The following is a 16,299-nucleotide window of genomic DNA, read 5'->3' as shown; positions in this document are numbered from 1 at the left end:
ATAGCCACCGCCGGAGCGCCCGGCCAAGCGGGCCGGCGATGACTACGCTGATTCGCATGGCCGACACCCCGCCCGGCGGGCCCCCGCCGCCGACCGCGCCCGCCGCCGTCCCGCCGCCGAGCGGGGCCGCGCCCCGGATGCCGCTGCGCCGCCTCGGCTGGCGGCGGTTCCTGGCGCTGGCCGGGGTGGTGCTGCTCATCGCGGCCTGCGCGGTCTACATGCTCTACACGCTCGGCGCCAACCTGGGCCTGGACGCGCTGCTGGTCGGGGTGGCCGCGGCGATCCTGCCGGTGCCGGTCCTGGTGGCCTGCTTCCTCTGGCTCGACCGCTACGAGCCCGAGCCGCTCAAGTACCTGATCTTCTGCTTCGTCTGGGGTGCTTTCGTCTCCACCGCCGCCTCGCTGAACGTCAACAACGCCGCCGCCGCGCTGTTCAAGGACTGGGGCGTGTCGTCGTCGCTGACCGGGGTGCTGGTCGCCCCGTTCATCGAGGAGCTGACCAAGGCCCTGGGCCCGATCCTGCTGCTGGTCTTCCGGCGTCGGGAGTGGTCGGGGATCACCGACGGCCTGGTCTACTGCGGGCTCTCCGCGGTCGGGTTCGCCATGGTGGAGAACATCCTCTACCTGGGCGGCCTCGGCTACGCCTCGGGCGTCGACCAGTGGGGGCCGGCCACCGGCGTACGCAACGTGATCGTCATCTTCATCTCGCGGATCCTCTTCTTCGGCTTCGCCCACCCGCTGTTCACCTCGATGACCGGGGTGGGGCTGGGCATCGCCGCCCGGACGGCCGACCGGCGGGTGCGGGTGCTCGCCCCGGTCGCCGGCCTGCTGCTGGCGATGATGCTGCACGGCACCTGGAACCTGATCCCGACGCTGGTCCAGGCCACCGGACAGGCGGTGATCTTCTTCTACGGCATGGTGGCGGTGATGGTGCCGATCTTCTTCGGCATGGTCGGCTTCGCGGTCTGGCTGCGCGCCTGGGAGGGCCGGCTGACCGAGCGGACCCTGCCGGACTACGTCCGGGCGGGCTGGCTCACCCCGCCCGAGGTGGCCGCGCTGGGCAGCCTGGGCCGCCGGCACGCCGCCCGTACCTGGGCCCGCCGGGTCGGTGGCGACGCCGGCCTCCGGGCGATGCGCGGCTACCAGTTCGCGGCGACCAGACTGGCGCTGCTGCGCGACGGGATGCGCCGGGGGCTGGACCGCAAGCCGGCGGAGCGGGACCGGACGCTGCGGGAGGAACGGCAGTTGCTGGAGACGATCGCGGCGTACCGGTCGTTCTTCGTCGGCCGGGATCCGCAGACGCCGGTGGGGGTCTGGGACGGGCAGCGCTACCACCTGCGCTTCCCGGACGGCGCGCAGCGCACGGTCGAGGCGCCGGACTCCCCGGTGGTGCCGATCCCGGTGGTACTGGCCCCGCCGCCGTCCCCGGCGTACCCGGCGGGCTACGGCCCGCCCGGCTGGCACGGCCCCCGGCCGGCCGCCCCGTGGCCGCCCGGCGGCCACTGAACGGTCCGCCGCACCGGTTAGGTCGTCGAGCCCGTCGTCCGGTCCGCCGGGTGGCGGGCTCAGCTCATCAGGCCGGTGAGGAAGTCGCCGAGGCCCTGGGCCAGCGCCATCAGGGCCGCCCCGATCCCCTTGAAGAGCTGCGCCGCCCCGTCCGGGCGGAACGCCATGAAGTAGATCAGGAAGGCGACGCTGCCCCAGAGCAGCAGCTTCTTCAGGAATACCGGCATCGTCCCTCCCCAGGGCGCCTAGACGTGCCTGGCTTCCCGCCGGGAAGCGACACAAACGGCGACGCCCCGCGATCGGGACGGGACGGCTACAGGTAGAGGCCGGTGTTGCCGGTGGAGTCGGTCTCCACCCGCTCGGCGGCGACGGCGTGCACGTCGCGCTCGCGGAGCAGGACGTACCCGCGGCCGTGCAGCTCGACCTCGGAGCGGTCGTCGGGGTCGAACAGCACCCGGTCACCGGCGACGATGGCGCGGACGTGCGGACCCACCCCCATTGCGGTGGCCCAGGCCAGCCGCTTGCCGACGGCGGCGGTGGCCGGGATGACGATGCCCGCGGTGGAGCGGCGCTCACCCTCGCTGCCGTCGACCCGGACCAGCACCCGGTCGTGCAGCAGGCGGATCGGCAGGCCGGAGTCGAGGTTCTGGTCGGCGGTCACGCGAAGACGCTACCGCGTGGCCCGGTGGCGTCCGCCCGGTGGTTCGGCGGACCCGGCCCGGGGCAATGTGTGGCGGAACTGGCATACGGTGACGACTGTCGGACGTACCCTGTCCGGACCGTCGTCATGGGCGGCCCGGTTTCATCCTGAGGAGGTGCGCTTGAGCCGTTTCGAGCGGGTACGCGGCCGGCTCCGCCGCGCGTACGAGTCCGGACGAGCGTCGGTGCGCGCGGGCCGTGCCGATCCGGTCGACCCTCCGGAGCGGGCCGGGGTGGCCTCGCCCGGGTCACCGGGGCCGGTGGCTGCCCCGTCGGCGACGGTGGTCGGCGTGGAGCCGCCTGCGGCGCTGCACAACTCCACCTCCAGCCGGGACGACGCCGACGTGCCGCACGCGCTGCGGATCGCCGCCGCCTGGTCGTGGCGGCTGATCGTGATCGGCGTGATCACCTGGGCGCTACTGAAGATCGTCGGGACGATCAGCATCGTGATCATCCCGCTGGCGGTCGCGCTGCTGCTCTCCGCCCTGCTCGCCCCGGCGGTGGGCTGGCTGCTCAAGGCCCGGTTCCCCAGGTCGCTGGCGACCGGCGTGGTGCTGGTCGGCGGCCTGGCCGCGGTGGTCGGCACGCTGACCCTGGTGGTCAACGAGTTCATCCAGGGCGTGCCGGAGCTGAGCGAGAAGTCGTCGCAGGGGGTCCGGCAGATCCAGGACTGGCTCAAGACCGGCCCGCTGCACCTGTCCGACGGCCAGCTCAACCGCTACATCGAAGAGGCGCAGGGCTGGATCAACGGCAACACCGAGAAGTTCACCAGCGGCGCCCTCTCCACCGCCGCCACGCTGGCCGAGGTGCTCACCGGCGCCGTCCTGGTGCTCTTCGCCACCTTCTTCTTCCTGCGCGACGGCAGCAAGATCTGGCGGTTCCTGGTCCGCCTGCTGCCGGTGGCCGCCCGGTGGAAGGTCGACGACGCCGGCCGCGCGTCCTGGGCGACGCTGGGCGCCTACGTGCGGGCCACCGTGCTGGTGGCGTTCATCGACGCGGTGGGCATCGGCATCTTCCTGGTCGTCTTCGACATCCCGTTCGCGTTCCCGCTGGCCGCGCTGGTCTTCCTGGGCGCGTTCATCCCGATCGTCGGCGCCACCCTCTCCGGTGGGGTGGCGGTGCTGGTGGCGCTGGTCGACAGCGGCCCGGTGACCGCCCTGATCATCCTGGGCGTGGTGATCGGCGTGCAGCAGGTGGAGGGCCACCTGCTGCAGCCGCTGATCATGGGCCGGGCGGTGGCCATCCACCCGCTCGCGGTGATCATCGGGATCGCCGCCGGTGTGGTCCTGGCGGGCATCACCGGCGCGCTGGTCGCGGTGCCGCTGATCGCGGTGCTCAACACCGCCGTCCGCCGGCTCGCCGCCCGTACCGTGCCGGACACCCCGCCGGACGCCGTGGTGGTCGCCGCCCAGGCACCCTGACCGACCCGCAAGCCGCGCGACCCCTCGGGGCGCGCGGCTTGCGCGGGTCACGCCTTGGCGAGGCGTTCCAGGGCACCCCGGGCCACCTCGGGCCGGGTGGTGTACCAGAACGGGGGCAGTGAACGGCGCAGGAACGGGCCGTAGCCCCGGGCCGTCTCCAGCCGCGAGTCGAGGACCGCCACCACCCCCCGGTCGCCGGTGGCCCGGATCAGCCGGCCGACCCCCTGGGCCAGCCGTACCGCGGCGATCGGCACGCTCACCGCCGAGAAGCCGGAGCCGCCGCCGGCGTCCACCGCCGCCGCCCGGGCCGCCGCGAGCGGCTCGTCGGGGCGCGGGAAGGGCAGCCGGTCGATCACCACGAGCTGGCAGGAGTCACCCGGCACGTCCACCCCCTGCCAGAGCGACATCACCCCGAACAGGCAGCTCGACCGCTCCTCCCGGAACCGGCGGACCAGCAGCGGCAGCGCCTCCTCGCCCTGGAGCAGCACCGGCAGGTCGGTGCGGGCCCGGACCAGCTCCGCGGCCTGCTGCGCGGCCCGCCGGGAGGAGAAGAGCCCGAGGGTACGGCCACCGAGCGCGCCGACCAGTGCCAGCAGCTCCTCGCCGGCCGCGTCGGGCAGCCCGGAGACGCTGGGCCGGGGCAGGTGCGCGGCGACGTACAGGATGCCCTGCCGGGCGTAGTCGAACGGCGAGCCGACGTCGAGGGAGGACCAGCCGGGCCCCGAGGTGGCCGGGACGACACCGGTGGCGGCCCGGCTGCCCGGTGCCGTCGCCACCCCACCGGTGGCCGGGACGGCCGAGGTCGACCGGCCCGCGCTGGCGCTGGCCAGCGCGGCGGCGGCCGGCGACGGCGGGGCGGGCGGGGGCGCGTCCAGGCCGAGCGCCCGGGCCACCGTGTCGAACCGGCCGCCCAGCGCCAGCGTCGCCGAGGTGGCGACCACGGTGCGCTCGTCGTACAGGTGGGTGGCGAGGGTGCCGGCGACCGACAGCGGCGCGACCACCAGCGCCCGGCGGCTGCCGTTGTCGGGCTTCTCCACCCAGGCCACGTCGTGGTCGGCCTCCTCCAGTAGCCGCTGGGCGGTGGTGGAGAGTTCGTCCAGCACCGCCTTGGCCTGCTGCTTGCGCACCGGGTCCGGGTCGTCGGCCTTGACGTCGCCGACCGCGTCCAGGGCGGCCCGGGTGGCCGCGTCGAGCAGGGTGCACGCCTCGCGCAGCGGGCCGGGCAGCCCGGCGGTGAGCCGGCCGGCGGGTGCCTCGGCCAGCCCGACGGCGAGCGCTTCGCCGGCCTCGGTGAGCCGGTCGGCGACGTCCGGACGCAGCAGCGGCCGGGCCCGCCGGGCGGACCGGTCGATCAGTTCGGGGACCAGCTCGGCCTGGGCGGCCGAGGAGACCCGGTCGGCCAGCTCGTGCGCCTCGTCGACGATCAGCAGCTTGTGCGGCGGGACGATGTGCCGGCCGGCCAGCATGTCCACCGCGAGCAGGCTGTGGTTGGTGACCACGACGTCGGCCTCCCGGGCCCGGGCCCGGGACGCCTCGGCGAAGCACTCCGCGCCGAACGGGCAGCGGGAGGCCCCCACGCACTCCCGGGCCGGCATCGAGGCCAGCCGCCAGGTCTGGTCGTCGACGCCCGGATCCAGCTCGTCCCGGTCGCCGGTGTCGGTCTTCTCGGCCCAGTCGCGCAGCCGCTGGATCTGCTTGCCCAGCCGGCCGGCCTCGCCGAGCCACTTCGTCGCGCCACCGGGCCGGGCCGCCGGGGCGTCGAAGAGAGTGTCCTCCGGCTCGTCCTCGGTGGAGTTGTCCAGCCGGGCCAGGCAGAGGTAGTGGTGCCGGCCCTTGAGGACGGCGAAGGTGGGGCGGCGGCCGAGCAGCGGCTCGACCGCGTCCGCGAGCCGGGGCAGGTCGTGCTCGACCAACTGGGACTGCAACGCCAGGGTGGCGGTGGAGACCACCACCGGGCCGTCCACGGTCAGCGCCGGGGCCAGGTAGGCCAGCGACTTGCCGGTGCCGGTGCCGGCCTGGACCAACAGGTGCTCGCGGGTGGCGACACTGTGCTCGATCGCCTCGGTCATCTGCTGCTGGCCCGGCCGGGCCGCCCCGCCGGGGACCGCGCCCACCGCCGCCGCGAGCAGCTCGGTGCCGCTCGGCCGGCCGCCGCGACGCCGGCCGGAGCGGGCCGACGGGGTGCTGGGGCCGGCGGCGGTGCGGGGCGGAGTCACCGTGCGACGGTACCCGCCGCCGCCGACAGCGGGTGTGCCGCTGCCCCGCGTGGCGCGCGTGCAGCACCCGGACTGCCGCCCACCGTGGGCGGTAACGTCCGTGCGGCGACGGGTGGGCGGAATCGGCTAGGGTGCGACTCATGCCGAGCGACATGGTCCGTGTGATCTACCGCAAGTACGACGGCAGCGCCCACCGCGACTACCCGGCCCGCCGGCTCACCGAGGACGACCTCGGGGTGTGGCTGGGGGTGCCGGCCGGTACGGAGTCGGTCTACCACGGCCGGCCCTCGGTGGAGCAGATCCCCTTCGTCCTGTTGGTGCCGCGCCAGGCCTGGTGGACGGGCATGTTCAACCCGCCGCCGAGGACCAGCGAGGTCTACTGCGACATCACCACCCCGGCCCGCTGGCAGGGCGACGACACCGTCCACCTGGTCGACCTCGACCTGGACGTGGTGCGCCGGCGCACCACCGGCCTGGTGGAGCTGCGCGACGAGGACGAGTTCGCCGAACACCGGGTCCGCTTCGGCTACCCGGACGACGTGGTGGCCGAGGCGCAGGCCGCGGCGGCCCGGCTGCTGACCGCCCTCGGCGACGGCACCGAGCCGTTCGCCACCACGTACCGGAAGTGGCTGGCCCTGGTGGTCTGACCGGGCCGCGCCCGGCCCCTGTTCACCAGCGTGGCGGCCTGCCTGTGCACCGGGTGGCGGCCTGCCTGTTCGCCGGGTGGCGGCCTGCCCGCTCAGCAGCGTGGCGGCCTGCTGGCCCGCCTGTTCACCAGCGTGGTGGCCAGGCGGCGTCCGCCCCGAGTTCGGGCAGCCCGTGCAGCTTGTCGGGGTTGAGCTGGTTGAATAGGCCGGTGATCCGGCCGTCGTGCACGGCGAACGCGCTGACCATCCGCAGCGGGCGGCCGTCGGTGTGCACGGTCTCCATGCGCAGCCCGAGTACGCCGTGCACCAGCACCGGCTCGGCCCGGACCCGCTGGCCGTACCGGCCGGCCCGGCCGAACAGCCCCATCACGAACCGGGCCACCGCATCGGTGCCGACAACCGGCCGGCGGGCCGCCGGGAAGTGGCCGCCGCTGTCGCCGATCAGCACCACCTCGGGGGCGAGCACCCGGACCAGCGCGTCCAGGTCACCCGCCTGGGTCGCGGCGACGAACGCGGCCAGTACCCGGCGCTGCTCGGCCGGGCCGGCGGTGTGCCGGGGCGCGTCGGCGGCGGTGACCGCCCGGCGGGCCCGGGAGGCCAGTTGCCGGGCCGCCTCGGGGCTGGTGCCGAGGACCTCGGCGATCCGCCCGAACGGCACCGCGAAGACGTCGTGCAGCACGAAGGCGACCCGCTGCTCGGGACCGAGCCGCTCCAGGACGACCAGCAGGGCGGTGCCGAGCTGGTCTCGCCGGACGGCCCGGTCGGCCGGGTCGGGGGCGAAGCCGTCCGGCCCCGGCGCGGCACCCACCGGGGTGACCAGCGGTTCGGGCAACCACTGCCCCGGGTACGTCTCCCGGCGGACCCGGGCGGACCGGAGCACGTCGAGACAGATCCGGGCGCAGGTGGTGGTGAGCCAGCCGCCGAGGTGCCGGACCTCGGCCCGGCTGGCCGGGTCGGCGAGCGCCCCGGAGTAGCGCAGCCAGGTCTCCTGGACGGCGTCCTCCGCCTCGCTCCGGCTGCCGAGCATCCGGTACGCCACCGCGGTCAGCCGTCCGCGTTCGGCCTCGAACTCCGTCACCAGGTCCACCGTCACCGTAACCTCCCCGGGTCTGACCGGATTCTCCCCACCTGCCGGACGTCGCGCCGCCCCGAAACGTGACACCGCCCTGATCCGCCCGGCCCCGCCCGCCCCGCCCGGCCCCGCCTCGCCTCGCCTCGCCCGGCCCCGCCCGGCCTCGCCCGGCCCCGCCTCGCCCCGCCTCGCCCCGCCTCGCCCCGCCTCGCCCCGCTCGCCCCGCTCGCCCCGCCCGGCCCGCTCGCCCCGCCAAGATCGTGCTACTTCCAGGATGTAGTGGCGTTGTCAGCCCCGGAGGGCACTACTTCCTGGAAGTAGCACGATCTTGGCGGGCACCGTCCCAGGCGCGCTGGTCGCCGTCGTGGCGGCGAGCGGGGGCGGCCGGGGCGAGCGGGGGGCCGGGTCGGCCTTCAGGAGGCGGGCGGCTCAACGGTGGGTGAGGATCGGAGGATGCGCGCAGACGAGGAGACGGAGATCGTCCGGCCCGAAGGTGGGACGGTGCGGCGGTTGTTGCGGGTGCCGTCGGACGGCGGCCCGGTCGACCTCGGGGCGGTCGCTCCCCGCTCCACCCCCGGCCTGCCCGGGGCGGCGGGGAGGGGGAAGGACCGCAAGGGCTGGGCGCGGCGGCAGGTCGACCTGATCGGGGTGGGCCTGCGTCGGCAGCAGGAGATGCTGTTCGCCACCGCCAAGGCCGCCGGTGGACCGGACGCGCTCACCTCGGCTCCGGCGTGGGTCGGACCGGAATCGCGCCGGATCGAGCCGGACCCGCGCCGGGGTGGGCCGGAATCGCGCCGGGGTGGATCGGGATCGCGCTGGGTCGAGCCGGAGTCGCGCCGGGGTGGGCCGGAATCGCGTCGGGCCGGATCGGGATCGGGCTGGGTCGAGCCGGAGTCGCGCTGGGTCGAGCCGGAGTCACGCCGGGGTGGATCGGGATCGCGCCGGGCCGAGCCGGAGTCGCGCCGGGGTGGGCCGGAGTCACGCCGGGCCGGATCGGGATCGCGCTGGGTCGAGCCGGAGCCGCGCCGGGCCGGACCGGAAGCGAGCCGGGTCGAGCCGGGCCCGCCCCGGGGCGGGCCAGAACCAGATTGGGGCGGGCCGGAACCAGATCGGGGCGGGCCGGAACCGGATCGGGGTCGGCCGGAACCGGATCGGGGTCGGCCGGGTCGGGTGCTGCTGGTGCTTCAGGCGTTGGACTGCGGCGGCAAGGACGGCACGGTCAAGCGGGTGGCCGGCGCGATGAACCCGCTCGGCCTGCACATCCGTTCGTTCGGCCCGCCGGCCGGGGCGGAGCGGCGGCACGACTTCCTGTGGCGGATCCGGCGGGCGCTGCCCCCGCCGGGGTGCGTCGGCGTCTTCAACCGCTCGCACTACGAGGACGTGCTGGTGGCCCGGGTCGACGGGCTGGTGCCGGAGGAGACCTGGCGGGCCCGGTACGAGCAGATCAACGCCTTCGAGCGGGAGCTGACCGACGGTGGCGTGACCCTGGTGAAGGTGTTCCTGCACATCTCCCGGGACGAGCAGGCGCAGCGGCTGGCGGAGCGGCTGACCGACCCGACGAAGTACTGGAAGTACAGCCCGAGCGACCTCGACTCCCGGGCCCGCTGGGACGACTACCAGGCCGCGTACGCGGAGGCGCTGGGGCGCTGCGGTGGCGAGGACGCCCCCTGGTTCGTGGTGCCGGCGGACCGCAAGTGGTACCGGGACTGGGCGGTGGCGCACCTGCTCCGGGAGACGTTCGAGGGTCTTGATCTGGGGTATCCGGCTGCCGGTTTCGACGTGGAGCGGGAGCGTCAACGGTTGTGGAGTGGCAGCGGTGACGGCCGAGGTTAACAACAGGTGAACGAGCGGTGAATCGGGCCTGACCAGGGGTGGGCCGGCGATCGCCCGATTCCCTGGTGTACCTAGCATGCTTCAGCGGACGCCCCCTGGGGCGGCGGCCACCCTTCCACCGACACGACGAGGTCCGTGCTGTGAAGTTTTCCTTCCGTCCCACCGAGGGCGCTTTCTACGAGCTCTTCACCAGGGCCGCGCAGAACCTGGTGAAGGGCACCGAACTGCTCAACGAGCTGGCGTTGCCCGGGGTCGACGTCCAGTCGGTCAGCGAGCGGCTGACCGAGGTCGAGCACGACAGCGACCAGATCACCCACGATCTCTACAAGAAGATCAACTCGACCTTCGTCACCCCGTTCGACCGGGAGGACATCTACCGGCTGGGCTCGCTGCTCGACGACGTGATGGACCACCTGGAGGCGGTCGGCAACCTGCTCTACCTCTACGGCCTCACCAAGCTGCCGGCGCTCCCGCGCGAGCTGCACGAGCTGGTGAACGTCCTCGACCAGCAGGCCAAGCTGACCGCCGAGGCGATGCCCCGGCTGAAGTCGATGAAGGATCTCGAGGACTACTGGATCGAGTGCAACCGGCTGGAGAACGACGGCGACCAGGCGTACCGGATGCTGCTGGTCCGGCTCTTCTCCGGCGAGTACGACGCGCTGACGGTGCTGAAGATGAAGGAGGTCGCCGACGAGCTGGAGGCCGCCTGCGACGCCTTCGAGCACGTGGCCAACACCGTCGAGACCATCGCGGTCAAGGAGTCCTGATCCTGTGAGTCCCGAACTCATCGCCGTGCTGGCGGTGATCGCGGTGGCCCTGGCGTTCGACTACACCAACGGCTTCCACGACGCCGCCAACGCGATCGCGACCAGCGTCTCCACCCGGGCGCTGACACCCCGGATCGCCCTGCTGCTGGCTGCGGTCGGCAACTTCGTCGGCGCGCACTTCGGTGCCGGCGTGGCCAAGACCGTCGGCGACGGCTTGGTCACCCTGCCCACCGGCGTGGGCAGCCTCGGGGTGGTCTTCGCCGGGGTGCTCGGCGCCATCGCCTGGAACCTGATCACCTGGTACTTCGGCCTGCCGTCGTCGTCCTCGCACGCCCTCTTCGGCGGCCTGGTGGGGGCGACCCTGCTGTCCACCGGCGGTGTCGTGCAGTGGGTCACCATCGGCGAGAAGGTCATCCTGCCGATGATCCTGTCGCCGATCGTCGGCCTCACCCTCGGCTACCTGCTGATGCTGGCCATCCTCTGGCTGTTCCGCAAGGGGCAGCCGGGTAAGCTCAACCGGGGCTTCCGCTGGGCGCAGACCGCCTCGGCGGCGGCCATGTCGGTGGGCCACGGCATGCAGGACGCCGCGAAGACCATGGGCATCGTGGTCCTGGCCCTCTACACCGGCGGTTTCCAGGACGACAAGACGCACATCCCGGGCTGGGTCTTCTGGACCTCGGCGACCATGCTGGCGCTGGGCACCTACGCCGGCGGTTGGCGGATCATCCGGACCCTCGGTCGCAAGATCATCGACCTGGGTCCGCCGGAGGGCTTCGCCGCCGAGACGGTGGCCAGCGCGGTGCTCTACTTCAACGCCCTGGTGCTGAAGGCCCCGATCTCCACCACCCACACGATCACCTCGGCGATCATGGGGGTGGGTGCCACCAAGCGGCTCTCCGCGGTCCGCTGGAGCGTGGCCGGCAACATCGTGATCGCCTGGATCATCACCTTCCCGGCCGCCGCGCTGATCGCCTGCCTCAGCTACCTGGTGGTCCGGCCGCTGTTCTGACCCGTCCGGCACGGCACAGGGGCTTCCCGCCACGGGCGGGGAGCCCCTGTGCCGTGAGCAGGAGACGACCCGGTCGGAAGTCCGGCCGAGTCGGCTCCGGCCCGCCGGGTAAAGGCCACCCGCCGCGCGGCGCGCTCACGGCCGGGTGTAGTCCACCCCGATCCGCCCCCGGATGTCGTCCAGCAGGGCCATCACCTCCAGCGTGACGGCGTGCGGCACCAGCGGGCTCTCGGTCAGCCCGGCGGCCAGGCAGCGCTGCACCTCGGCGGCCTCGTACTGGTAGCCGCCACCGGCCGGATCGTCGGTGAGCGTCTCCGGCTCGGCCCCGGCCCGGTGCAGCACCGCCGAACCGGGGCGGAAGAACGGCTCGGGCAGCTCGATCCGGCCGGTGCTGCCGGTGATCGCGGCGGTGAGCGGGGTCGCGCCGACCATCCCGCAGCCCAGCGTGGCGACCGCGCCCGAGTCGTACCCGAGCACGATGCCGGTGTTCTCGTCCACGCCTTCCGGGCCGAGCTTCGCCCAGGCGTGCACGTGCTGCGGCACGCCGAGCAGCAGGTGGGCCAGGCTCACCGGGTAGACGCCCAGGTCCAGCAGGGCGCCGCCACCGAGGGCGCGGGCCCGCATCCGGTGCTCCGGCGGGAACGGCCCGCCCACCCCGAAGTCGGCCCGGACGCTGGTCACCTCGCCGATCGCCCCGTCGCCGATCAGCGCGACCAGCCGCCGGATCAGCGGGTTGCACCGCATCCACATGGCCTCCATCAGGAAGACCCCGCGGGCCCGCGCCAGGTCGACCAGCTCGGTGCTGGTGGCCAGGTCGAGGGTGAACGGCTTCTCCACCAGCACCGCCCGCCCGGCGGCCAGGCAGATCCGGGTGGCCCCGTGGTGGGCGGCGTGCGGGGTGGCCACGTAGATCACGTCCAGCTCGTCGTCGGCGGCCAGCTCCGCCCACGAGCCGTACGCCCGGTCGGCCCCGTGCCGGGCGGCGAACCGCTCGGCGCTCTCGGCCGTACGCGAGCCGACCGCGACCAGTTCGGCGCCCGGCACCAGCCGGAGGTCCTCGGCGAAGCAGCCGGCGATGTGTCCGGTGGACAGAATCCCCCAACGTGTCATGCGCTCACGCTAGCCCGGGTCGGGGTGGGCTCCGACGGCCGGCGGACCGGCCGATCCACCCTGCGGGACTAGGCTCGGCGCATGACGATCGACAGTCGGGGTTTCGCCGCCCCACCGGCCCTGGTCGAGCACGCCCGCCGGTTCCGCGCCGAGGGCGGCACCCCGGCCCGGCCCCGGGTCGCGGCCACCGTGCTGCTGCTCCGCCCGGCCGGCCCCGACTTCGAGGTGTACGTCATCCGCCGGGTCGCCGCGATGACCTTCGGCGGCGTGTACGCCTTCCCCGGCGGTGGTGTCGACCCGTCCGACTCGGCGGCGCACCTGGACTGGGCCGGTCCCGACCCGGCGGCCTGGGCCGGTCGGCTGGGGGTCGGGCCGCAGGCTGCCCAGGCGGTGGTGTGCGCCGCCGCGCGGGAGGTCTTCGAGGAGGCCGGGGTGCTGCTGGCCGGCCCCGACGCGGGGACCGTGGTGGGGGACGTCAGCGGCGACGACTGGGAGACCGCGCGGCAGGACCTGGAGGCGCGTCGCCGGGGCTTCGCCGGCCTGCTCGCCGAGCGGGCGCTCACCCTCCGGTCGGACCTGCTGCTGCCGTGGAGCCGGTGGGTCACCCCGGAGTTCGAGCCGCGCCGCTTCGACACGTACTTCTTCGTCGCCCTGCTGCCCGAGGGGCAGCGGACCCGGGACGTCTCCGGGGAGGCCGACCACACCATGTGGGTCCGCCCGGCGGACGCCCTGGCCCGGGCGGCGGCCGGCGAGCTGACCATGCTCCCGCCCACCCTGGTCACCCTGGCCGAGGTCGCCGCCGCCGGCGATCTCCCCGGGGTGGCCCGCGCCTCGGCCACCCGCGACGCCGCCACCCCCGTCACCCCCCGCCTCGACCTCCCCGAGCACGGCGAAGCCCGTTTCGTGCTCGACTGACCCCACCCCGCACCCGCGGTCCTGACCGGAACCCCGAGGCAGGGGCGGTGGTCGCGAGGTCGAGGGGGTGGGGCCGGCGAGGGTGCCGGTCGGGTGACCGCAGCCGATCGCGGTCGGCGGCCGGTGGCTCAGCCGAAGCGGCCGGTGATGTAGTCCTCGGTCTTCTTCACGCTCGGGTTGCTGAAGATCTTCTGGGTGTTGTCGTACTCGATCAGGCGGCCCGGGTCGCCGGTCTTCTCGATCGAGAAGAAGGCCGTCCGGTCCGAGACACGGGCGGCCTGCTGCATGTTGTGCGTGACGATGATGATGGTGAACTTGTCCTTGAGCTGGAACATCAGGTCCTCGATGGCCAGCGTCGAGATCGGGTCCAGCGCGGAGCAGGGCTCGTCCATCAGCACCACCTGCGGCTCGACCGCGATGGTCCGGGCGATGCAGAGCCGCTGCTGCTGGCCGCCCGAGAGGCCGGCACCGGGCTTGCCGAGGCGGTCCTTCACCTCGTCCCAGAGGTTCGCCGAGCGGAGCGCCCGCTCCGCGGCCTCCTCCAGGATGGACTTCTTCTTCACCCCGTTGAGCCGCAGCCCGGCCACCACGTTCTCGAAGATGCTCATGGTGGGGAACGGGTTCGGGCGCTGGAAGACCATGCCGATCGTCCGGCGGACCGCGGTGACGTCCACGTCCCGGTCGTAGATGTCCTGGCCGTCGATGGTCAGGCTGCCCTCCACCCGGGCGCCCGGCAGCACCTCGTGCATCCGGTTGATCGACCGCAGGAAGGTGGACTTGCCGCAGCCGGACGGGCCGATCAGGGCGGTCACCGTCTTCGGCTCGACGGTCAGGCTGATGTCCTCGATCGCCTTGAAGGCGCCGTAGTACGCGGTGACGTTCGAGGCGTCGATGCGCTTGGCCATGGTGGTGGTACCTCCGGGGTTCATCGGGCGAGCCGGTTGCGACGGGCCAGCAACTTCGCCGCGATGGTCAGGACGAGCACGAGGACGACCAGGGTCAGCGCCGCGGTCCACGCCCGCGCCGGCGAGTACTTCGAGGCCTCGCCGGCCTGCTGGTAGACGAAGAGGGCCAGCGACGACTGGTTGTTCTCGAACGGGTTGAAGTTGATCGCCGCTCCACCACCCGCGACGAGCAGCACCGGCGCGGTCTCACCGGCGGCCCGGGCGATGGCGAGCATGATGCCGGTGACGATGCCCGGCAGCGCGGTCGGCAGCACCACCCGCAGGATGGTCTTCCACTTCGGCACACCCAGGGCGTACGCGCCCTCGCGCAGCGGCGCCGGGACGAGCCGCAACATCTCCTCGGTGGACCGGACCACGGTCGGCAGCATCAGCACGCTCAGCGCCAGCGCGGCGGCGAAGCCGGAGAAGCCGGGCCGGCCGTCGTTGAACCACGGCGACACGATCAGCACCCAGAACGCCAGCACGAACAGGCCGGTGACGATCGACGGGATGCCGGTCATCACGTCGACGAAGAACCGGATCGCGAAGGCGAACCGGCCGCGCCCGTACTCGACGATGTAGATCGCGCAGAGCACGCCGAGCGGGACGGTGATGGCGGTGGCGATGCCGACCTGCTCCAGCGTGCCGACGATGGCGTGGTACGCGCCGCCGCCGGCGTCCCGGGCCCCGATGTTGTTCATCGAGGTGCCGAAGAAGTTGCCGTCGAGGCGCTCGGTGCCCTTGCTGACCAGCGTCCAGACCACCGAGGCCAGCGGCAGTACGGCCAGCACGAAGGCGGAGTGGATCAGCGCGCTCCAGGTGCGGTTGCGGGCCGATCGACGCCCCTCCACCGCGTTCGCGGCGGTGAACAGGCCGGCCAGGTAGAGCAGCGCGCCGAGCACCACGACGAGGACCGGGCCGCCGATGCCGGCGCCGTAGACGATCCCGGCGGCGACCAGCAGCGCGACCACGGCGATGGCGGGCGCGGCGTACGCCGGCAGCCGCCGGGCCCGCAGGCTGGCCGGCTGCGCCGGTGGACGCGGGCGGTGTGAGGCGATGGTGGTGGTCATGCGGCCGACTCCGTGAACTCGCGACGGCGGTAGATGATCGCCCGGGCGGTGATGTTGACGATCAGGGTGATGGCGAACAGGACCAGGCCGGAGGCGATCAGCGCGCCCCGGCCGGTGTCGTTGGCCTCGGCGAACCGGTTCGCGATGTTCGCCGCGATGGTGTTGCCGCCGCTCTCCAGGATGTTGAACGAGATGGCGTAGGTGGAGCCGAGGGTCAGCGCCAGCGCGATGGTCTCGCCGAGCGCCCGGCCGAGGCCGAGCATGACGGCGGCGATGATGCCCGGCCGCCCGTACGGCAGCACCGCAGTGCGCAGCATCTCCCAGCGGGTGGCGCCCAGCGCGAGGGCGGCCTCCTCGTTGGCGGTCGGGGTCTGTCGGAACACCTCACGGGAGAGCGAGGTGATGATCGGCAGCACCATGATCGCCAGCACCACCGAGCCGAGCAGGATGGAGTTCCCGAACGGCCCGTCACCGCCGAAGATCGGGATCCAGCCGAAGTACCGGTTGAGCCACGCCGACAGGTCCGCGACGGGCCCGACGAAGTAGTCCCGGCCCCACAGCCCGAAGACCACACTGGGTACGGCGGCCAGCAGGTCGATCAGGAAACCGAGGCCGTTGCCGAGCCGACGCGGCGCGTAGTGGGAGAGGTAGAGGGCGATGCCCAACGCCACCGGCACCGCCATGAGCAGCGCGAGCAGCGCGGTGAGCACGGTGCCGAAGGCGAGCGCGCCGATGCCGAACGTGGGCGGGTTCTCGTTCGGGAACCAGCCCTCGAAGGTCCAGAAGTTCTCGCTGTTGGCCCGCAGCGCCGGCACGGCCTTGGCGATCAGGAAGACCGCGATCGCCCCGATGATGACCAGCACGGCGGTGCCGGCGGCCAGGGTCAGGCCGCGGAACGCCCGTTCCGCGCCGAAGGCCCGGGCCCGGGGCAGTCCGCCGCCGCCACCCAGGTCGTCGCCGTCCGGGGTGCGGTTGCTGCTGTCAGCGGTGTCGGCCAGACGCGCCGAGGCACCGGCGGGCCGCTCGTGGCCTGAGGCCACGTTGGTCCCGCCGGTGCCGGCGTCTGCCGAGCGCTGAGGGGTTTCACCCAT

At 73.7% G+C, this 16,299-nt stretch carries 14 protein-coding genes and 2 pseudogenes; 7 read left to right on the top strand and 9 right to left on the bottom strand.

Annotation, left to right across the window (positions count from 1 at the left end; genetic code table 11):
- The first annotated feature begins 56 nt into the window (after positions 1-56).
- Positions 57-1,505, top strand: a complete 1,449-nt coding sequence (locus ACIQG9_RS07590; protein ID WP_400399077.1) for a PrsW family intramembrane metalloprotease — start codon at positions 57-59, stop codon at positions 1,503-1,505.
- Positions 1,506-1,564: 59 nt separating this feature from the next.
- Here the strand turns inward: ACIQG9_RS07590 and ACIQG9_RS07585 are convergent, their stop codons facing one another.
- Complete coding sequence (locus ACIQG9_RS07585; protein WP_400399076.1) at positions 1,565-1,732, bottom strand: hypothetical protein; 168 nt, start codon at positions 1,730-1,732, stop codon at positions 1,565-1,567.
- A gap of 86 nt (positions 1,733-1,818) precedes the next feature.
- A complete protein-coding gene (locus tag ACIQG9_RS07580; protein ID WP_400399075.1) occupies positions 1,819-2,166 on the bottom strand; it encodes a GroES family chaperonin in 348 nt (115 codons plus the stop codon).
- A gap of 160 nt (positions 2,167-2,326) precedes the next feature.
- On the opposite strand from ACIQG9_RS07580, the gene ACIQG9_RS07575 reads away from it, so the two are divergent.
- A complete protein-coding gene (locus ACIQG9_RS07575; RefSeq protein ID WP_400399074.1) occupies positions 2,327-3,625 on the top strand; it encodes an AI-2E family transporter in 1,299 nt (432 codons plus the stop codon).
- A 47-nt stretch (positions 3,626-3,672) separates the two neighbouring features.
- On the opposite strand, the pseudogene ACIQG9_RS07570 reads toward ACIQG9_RS07575, so the two are convergent.
- Together ACIQG9_RS07570 and ACIQG9_RS07565 are read right to left on the bottom strand one after the other, a co-directional pair.
- Positions 3,673-4,359 (bottom strand): annotated as a pseudogene (locus ACIQG9_RS07570) (ATP-dependent DNA helicase); the annotation flags it as partial.
- A 120-nt stretch (positions 4,360-4,479) separates the two neighbouring features.
- Positions 4,480-5,841: pseudogene (locus tag ACIQG9_RS07565) on the bottom strand (ATP-dependent DNA helicase); the annotation flags it as partial.
- A 140-nt stretch (positions 5,842-5,981) separates the two neighbouring features.
- Here ACIQG9_RS07565 and ACIQG9_RS07560 point away from each other — a divergent pair.
- A complete protein-coding gene (locus ACIQG9_RS07560; RefSeq protein WP_400399073.1) occupies positions 5,982-6,488 on the top strand; it encodes a DUF402 domain-containing protein in 507 nt (168 codons plus the stop codon).
- A gap of 124 nt (positions 6,489-6,612) precedes the next feature.
- Here ACIQG9_RS07560 and sigJ read toward each other — a convergent pair whose 3' ends face one another.
- A complete protein-coding gene (sigJ, locus tag ACIQG9_RS07555; protein WP_400399289.1) occupies positions 6,613-7,575 on the bottom strand; it encodes an RNA polymerase sigma factor SigJ in 963 nt (320 codons plus the stop codon).
- Between the two features lie 438 nt (positions 7,576-8,013).
- Between sigJ and ACIQG9_RS07550 the strand changes: the two genes are divergently transcribed.
- The 3 genes from ACIQG9_RS07550 (at position 8,014) to ACIQG9_RS07540 (ending at position 11,169) form a co-directional block, all read left to right on the top strand.
- Positions 8,014-9,393 (top strand): PPK2 family polyphosphate kinase, encoded by a 1,380-nt coding sequence (locus tag ACIQG9_RS07550; RefSeq protein WP_400399072.1) that lies wholly within the window; start codon positions 8,014-8,016, stop codon positions 9,391-9,393.
- Positions 9,394-9,533: 140 nt separating this feature from the next.
- Positions 9,534-10,160 carry a DUF47 domain-containing protein gene (locus tag ACIQG9_RS07545; RefSeq protein ID WP_400399071.1) on the top strand — a complete coding sequence of 209 codons (627 nt, stop codon included), beginning with the start codon at positions 9,534-9,536 and terminating at the stop codon, positions 10,158-10,160.
- Between the two features lie 4 nt (positions 10,161-10,164).
- Entirely contained in the window at positions 10,165-11,169 is a 1,005-nt protein-coding gene (locus ACIQG9_RS07540) for an anion permease (protein ID WP_400399070.1), read from the top strand.
- A 135-nt stretch (positions 11,170-11,304) separates the two neighbouring features.
- Here the strand turns inward: ACIQG9_RS07540 and ACIQG9_RS07535 are convergent, their stop codons facing one another.
- Complete coding sequence (locus ACIQG9_RS07535; protein WP_400399069.1) at positions 11,305-12,279, bottom strand: Gfo/Idh/MocA family protein; 975 nt, start codon at positions 12,277-12,279, stop codon at positions 11,305-11,307.
- A gap of 81 nt (positions 12,280-12,360) precedes the next feature.
- Here ACIQG9_RS07535 and ACIQG9_RS07530 point away from each other — a divergent pair, with 81 nt between their 5' ends.
- Complete coding sequence (locus ACIQG9_RS07530) at positions 12,361-13,194, top strand: NUDIX hydrolase (RefSeq protein WP_400399068.1); 834 nt, start codon at positions 12,361-12,363, stop codon at positions 13,192-13,194.
- 128 nt (positions 13,195-13,322) lie between these two features.
- Here the strand turns inward: ACIQG9_RS07530 and pstB are convergent, their stop codons facing one another.
- From pstB to pstC, 3 genes are read right to left on the bottom strand one after another with little or no spacing between them, the layout of a single operon-like run.
- Positions 13,323-14,099, bottom strand: a complete 777-nt coding sequence (pstB, locus tag ACIQG9_RS07525; RefSeq protein ID WP_400399067.1) for a phosphate ABC transporter ATP-binding protein PstB — start codon at positions 14,097-14,099, stop codon at positions 13,323-13,325.
- 20 nt (positions 14,100-14,119) lie between these two features.
- Positions 14,120-15,208, bottom strand: a complete 1,089-nt coding sequence (gene pstA / locus ACIQG9_RS07520) for a phosphate ABC transporter permease PstA (RefSeq protein ID WP_400399066.1) — start codon at positions 15,206-15,208, stop codon at positions 14,120-14,122.
- A complete protein-coding gene (pstC, locus tag ACIQG9_RS07515) occupies positions 15,205-16,299 on the bottom strand; it encodes a phosphate ABC transporter permease subunit PstC (RefSeq protein WP_400399065.1) in 1,095 nt (364 codons plus the stop codon). Before pstC ends, pstA begins: the two co-directional genes overlap by 4 nt.

Origin of the sequence: Micromonospora sp. NPDC092111 (assembly GCF_044755745.1) — a bacterium.
Taxonomy (GTDB): Bacteria; Actinomycetota; Actinomycetes; order Mycobacteriales; family Micromonosporaceae; genus Micromonospora.
The sequence above is the reverse complement of the archived record's forward strand: the minus strand, read 5'-3'. Positions and strand labels throughout refer to the sequence as shown.

What these genes read in the sequence shown, in the direction of transcription:
- ACIQG9_RS07590 (WP_400399077.1), top strand. Translation starts at nt 57, where the DNA reads ATGGCCGACACCCCGCCCGGCGGGCCCCCGCCGCCGACCGCGCCCGCC.
- ACIQG9_RS07585 (WP_400399076.1), bottom strand. Translation starts at nt 1,732, where the DNA reads ATGCCGGTATTCCTGAAGAAGCTGCTGCTCTGGGGCAGCGTCGCCTTC.
- pstC (WP_400399065.1), bottom strand. Translation starts at nt 16,299, where the DNA reads ATGGGTGAAACCCCTCAGCGCTCGGCAGACGCCGGCACCGGCGGGACC.
- ACIQG9_RS07560 (WP_400399073.1), top strand. Translation starts at nt 5,982, where the DNA reads ATGCCGAGCGACATGGTCCGTGTGATCTACCGCAAGTACGACGGCAGC.
- pstA (WP_400399066.1), bottom strand. Translation starts at nt 15,208, where the DNA reads ATGACCACCACCATCGCCTCACACCGCCCGCGTCCACCGGCGCAGCCG.
- pstB (WP_400399067.1), bottom strand. Translation starts at nt 14,099, where the DNA reads ATGGCCAAGCGCATCGACGCCTCGAACGTCACCGCGTACTACGGCGCC.
- ACIQG9_RS07550 (WP_400399072.1), top strand. Translation starts at nt 8,014, where the DNA reads ATGCGCGCAGACGAGGAGACGGAGATCGTCCGGCCCGAAGGTGGGACG.
- ACIQG9_RS07535 (WP_400399069.1), bottom strand. Translation starts at nt 12,279, where the DNA reads ATGACACGTTGGGGGATTCTGTCCACCGGACACATCGCCGGCTGCTTC.
- ACIQG9_RS07530 (WP_400399068.1), top strand. Translation starts at nt 12,361, where the DNA reads ATGACGATCGACAGTCGGGGTTTCGCCGCCCCACCGGCCCTGGTCGAG.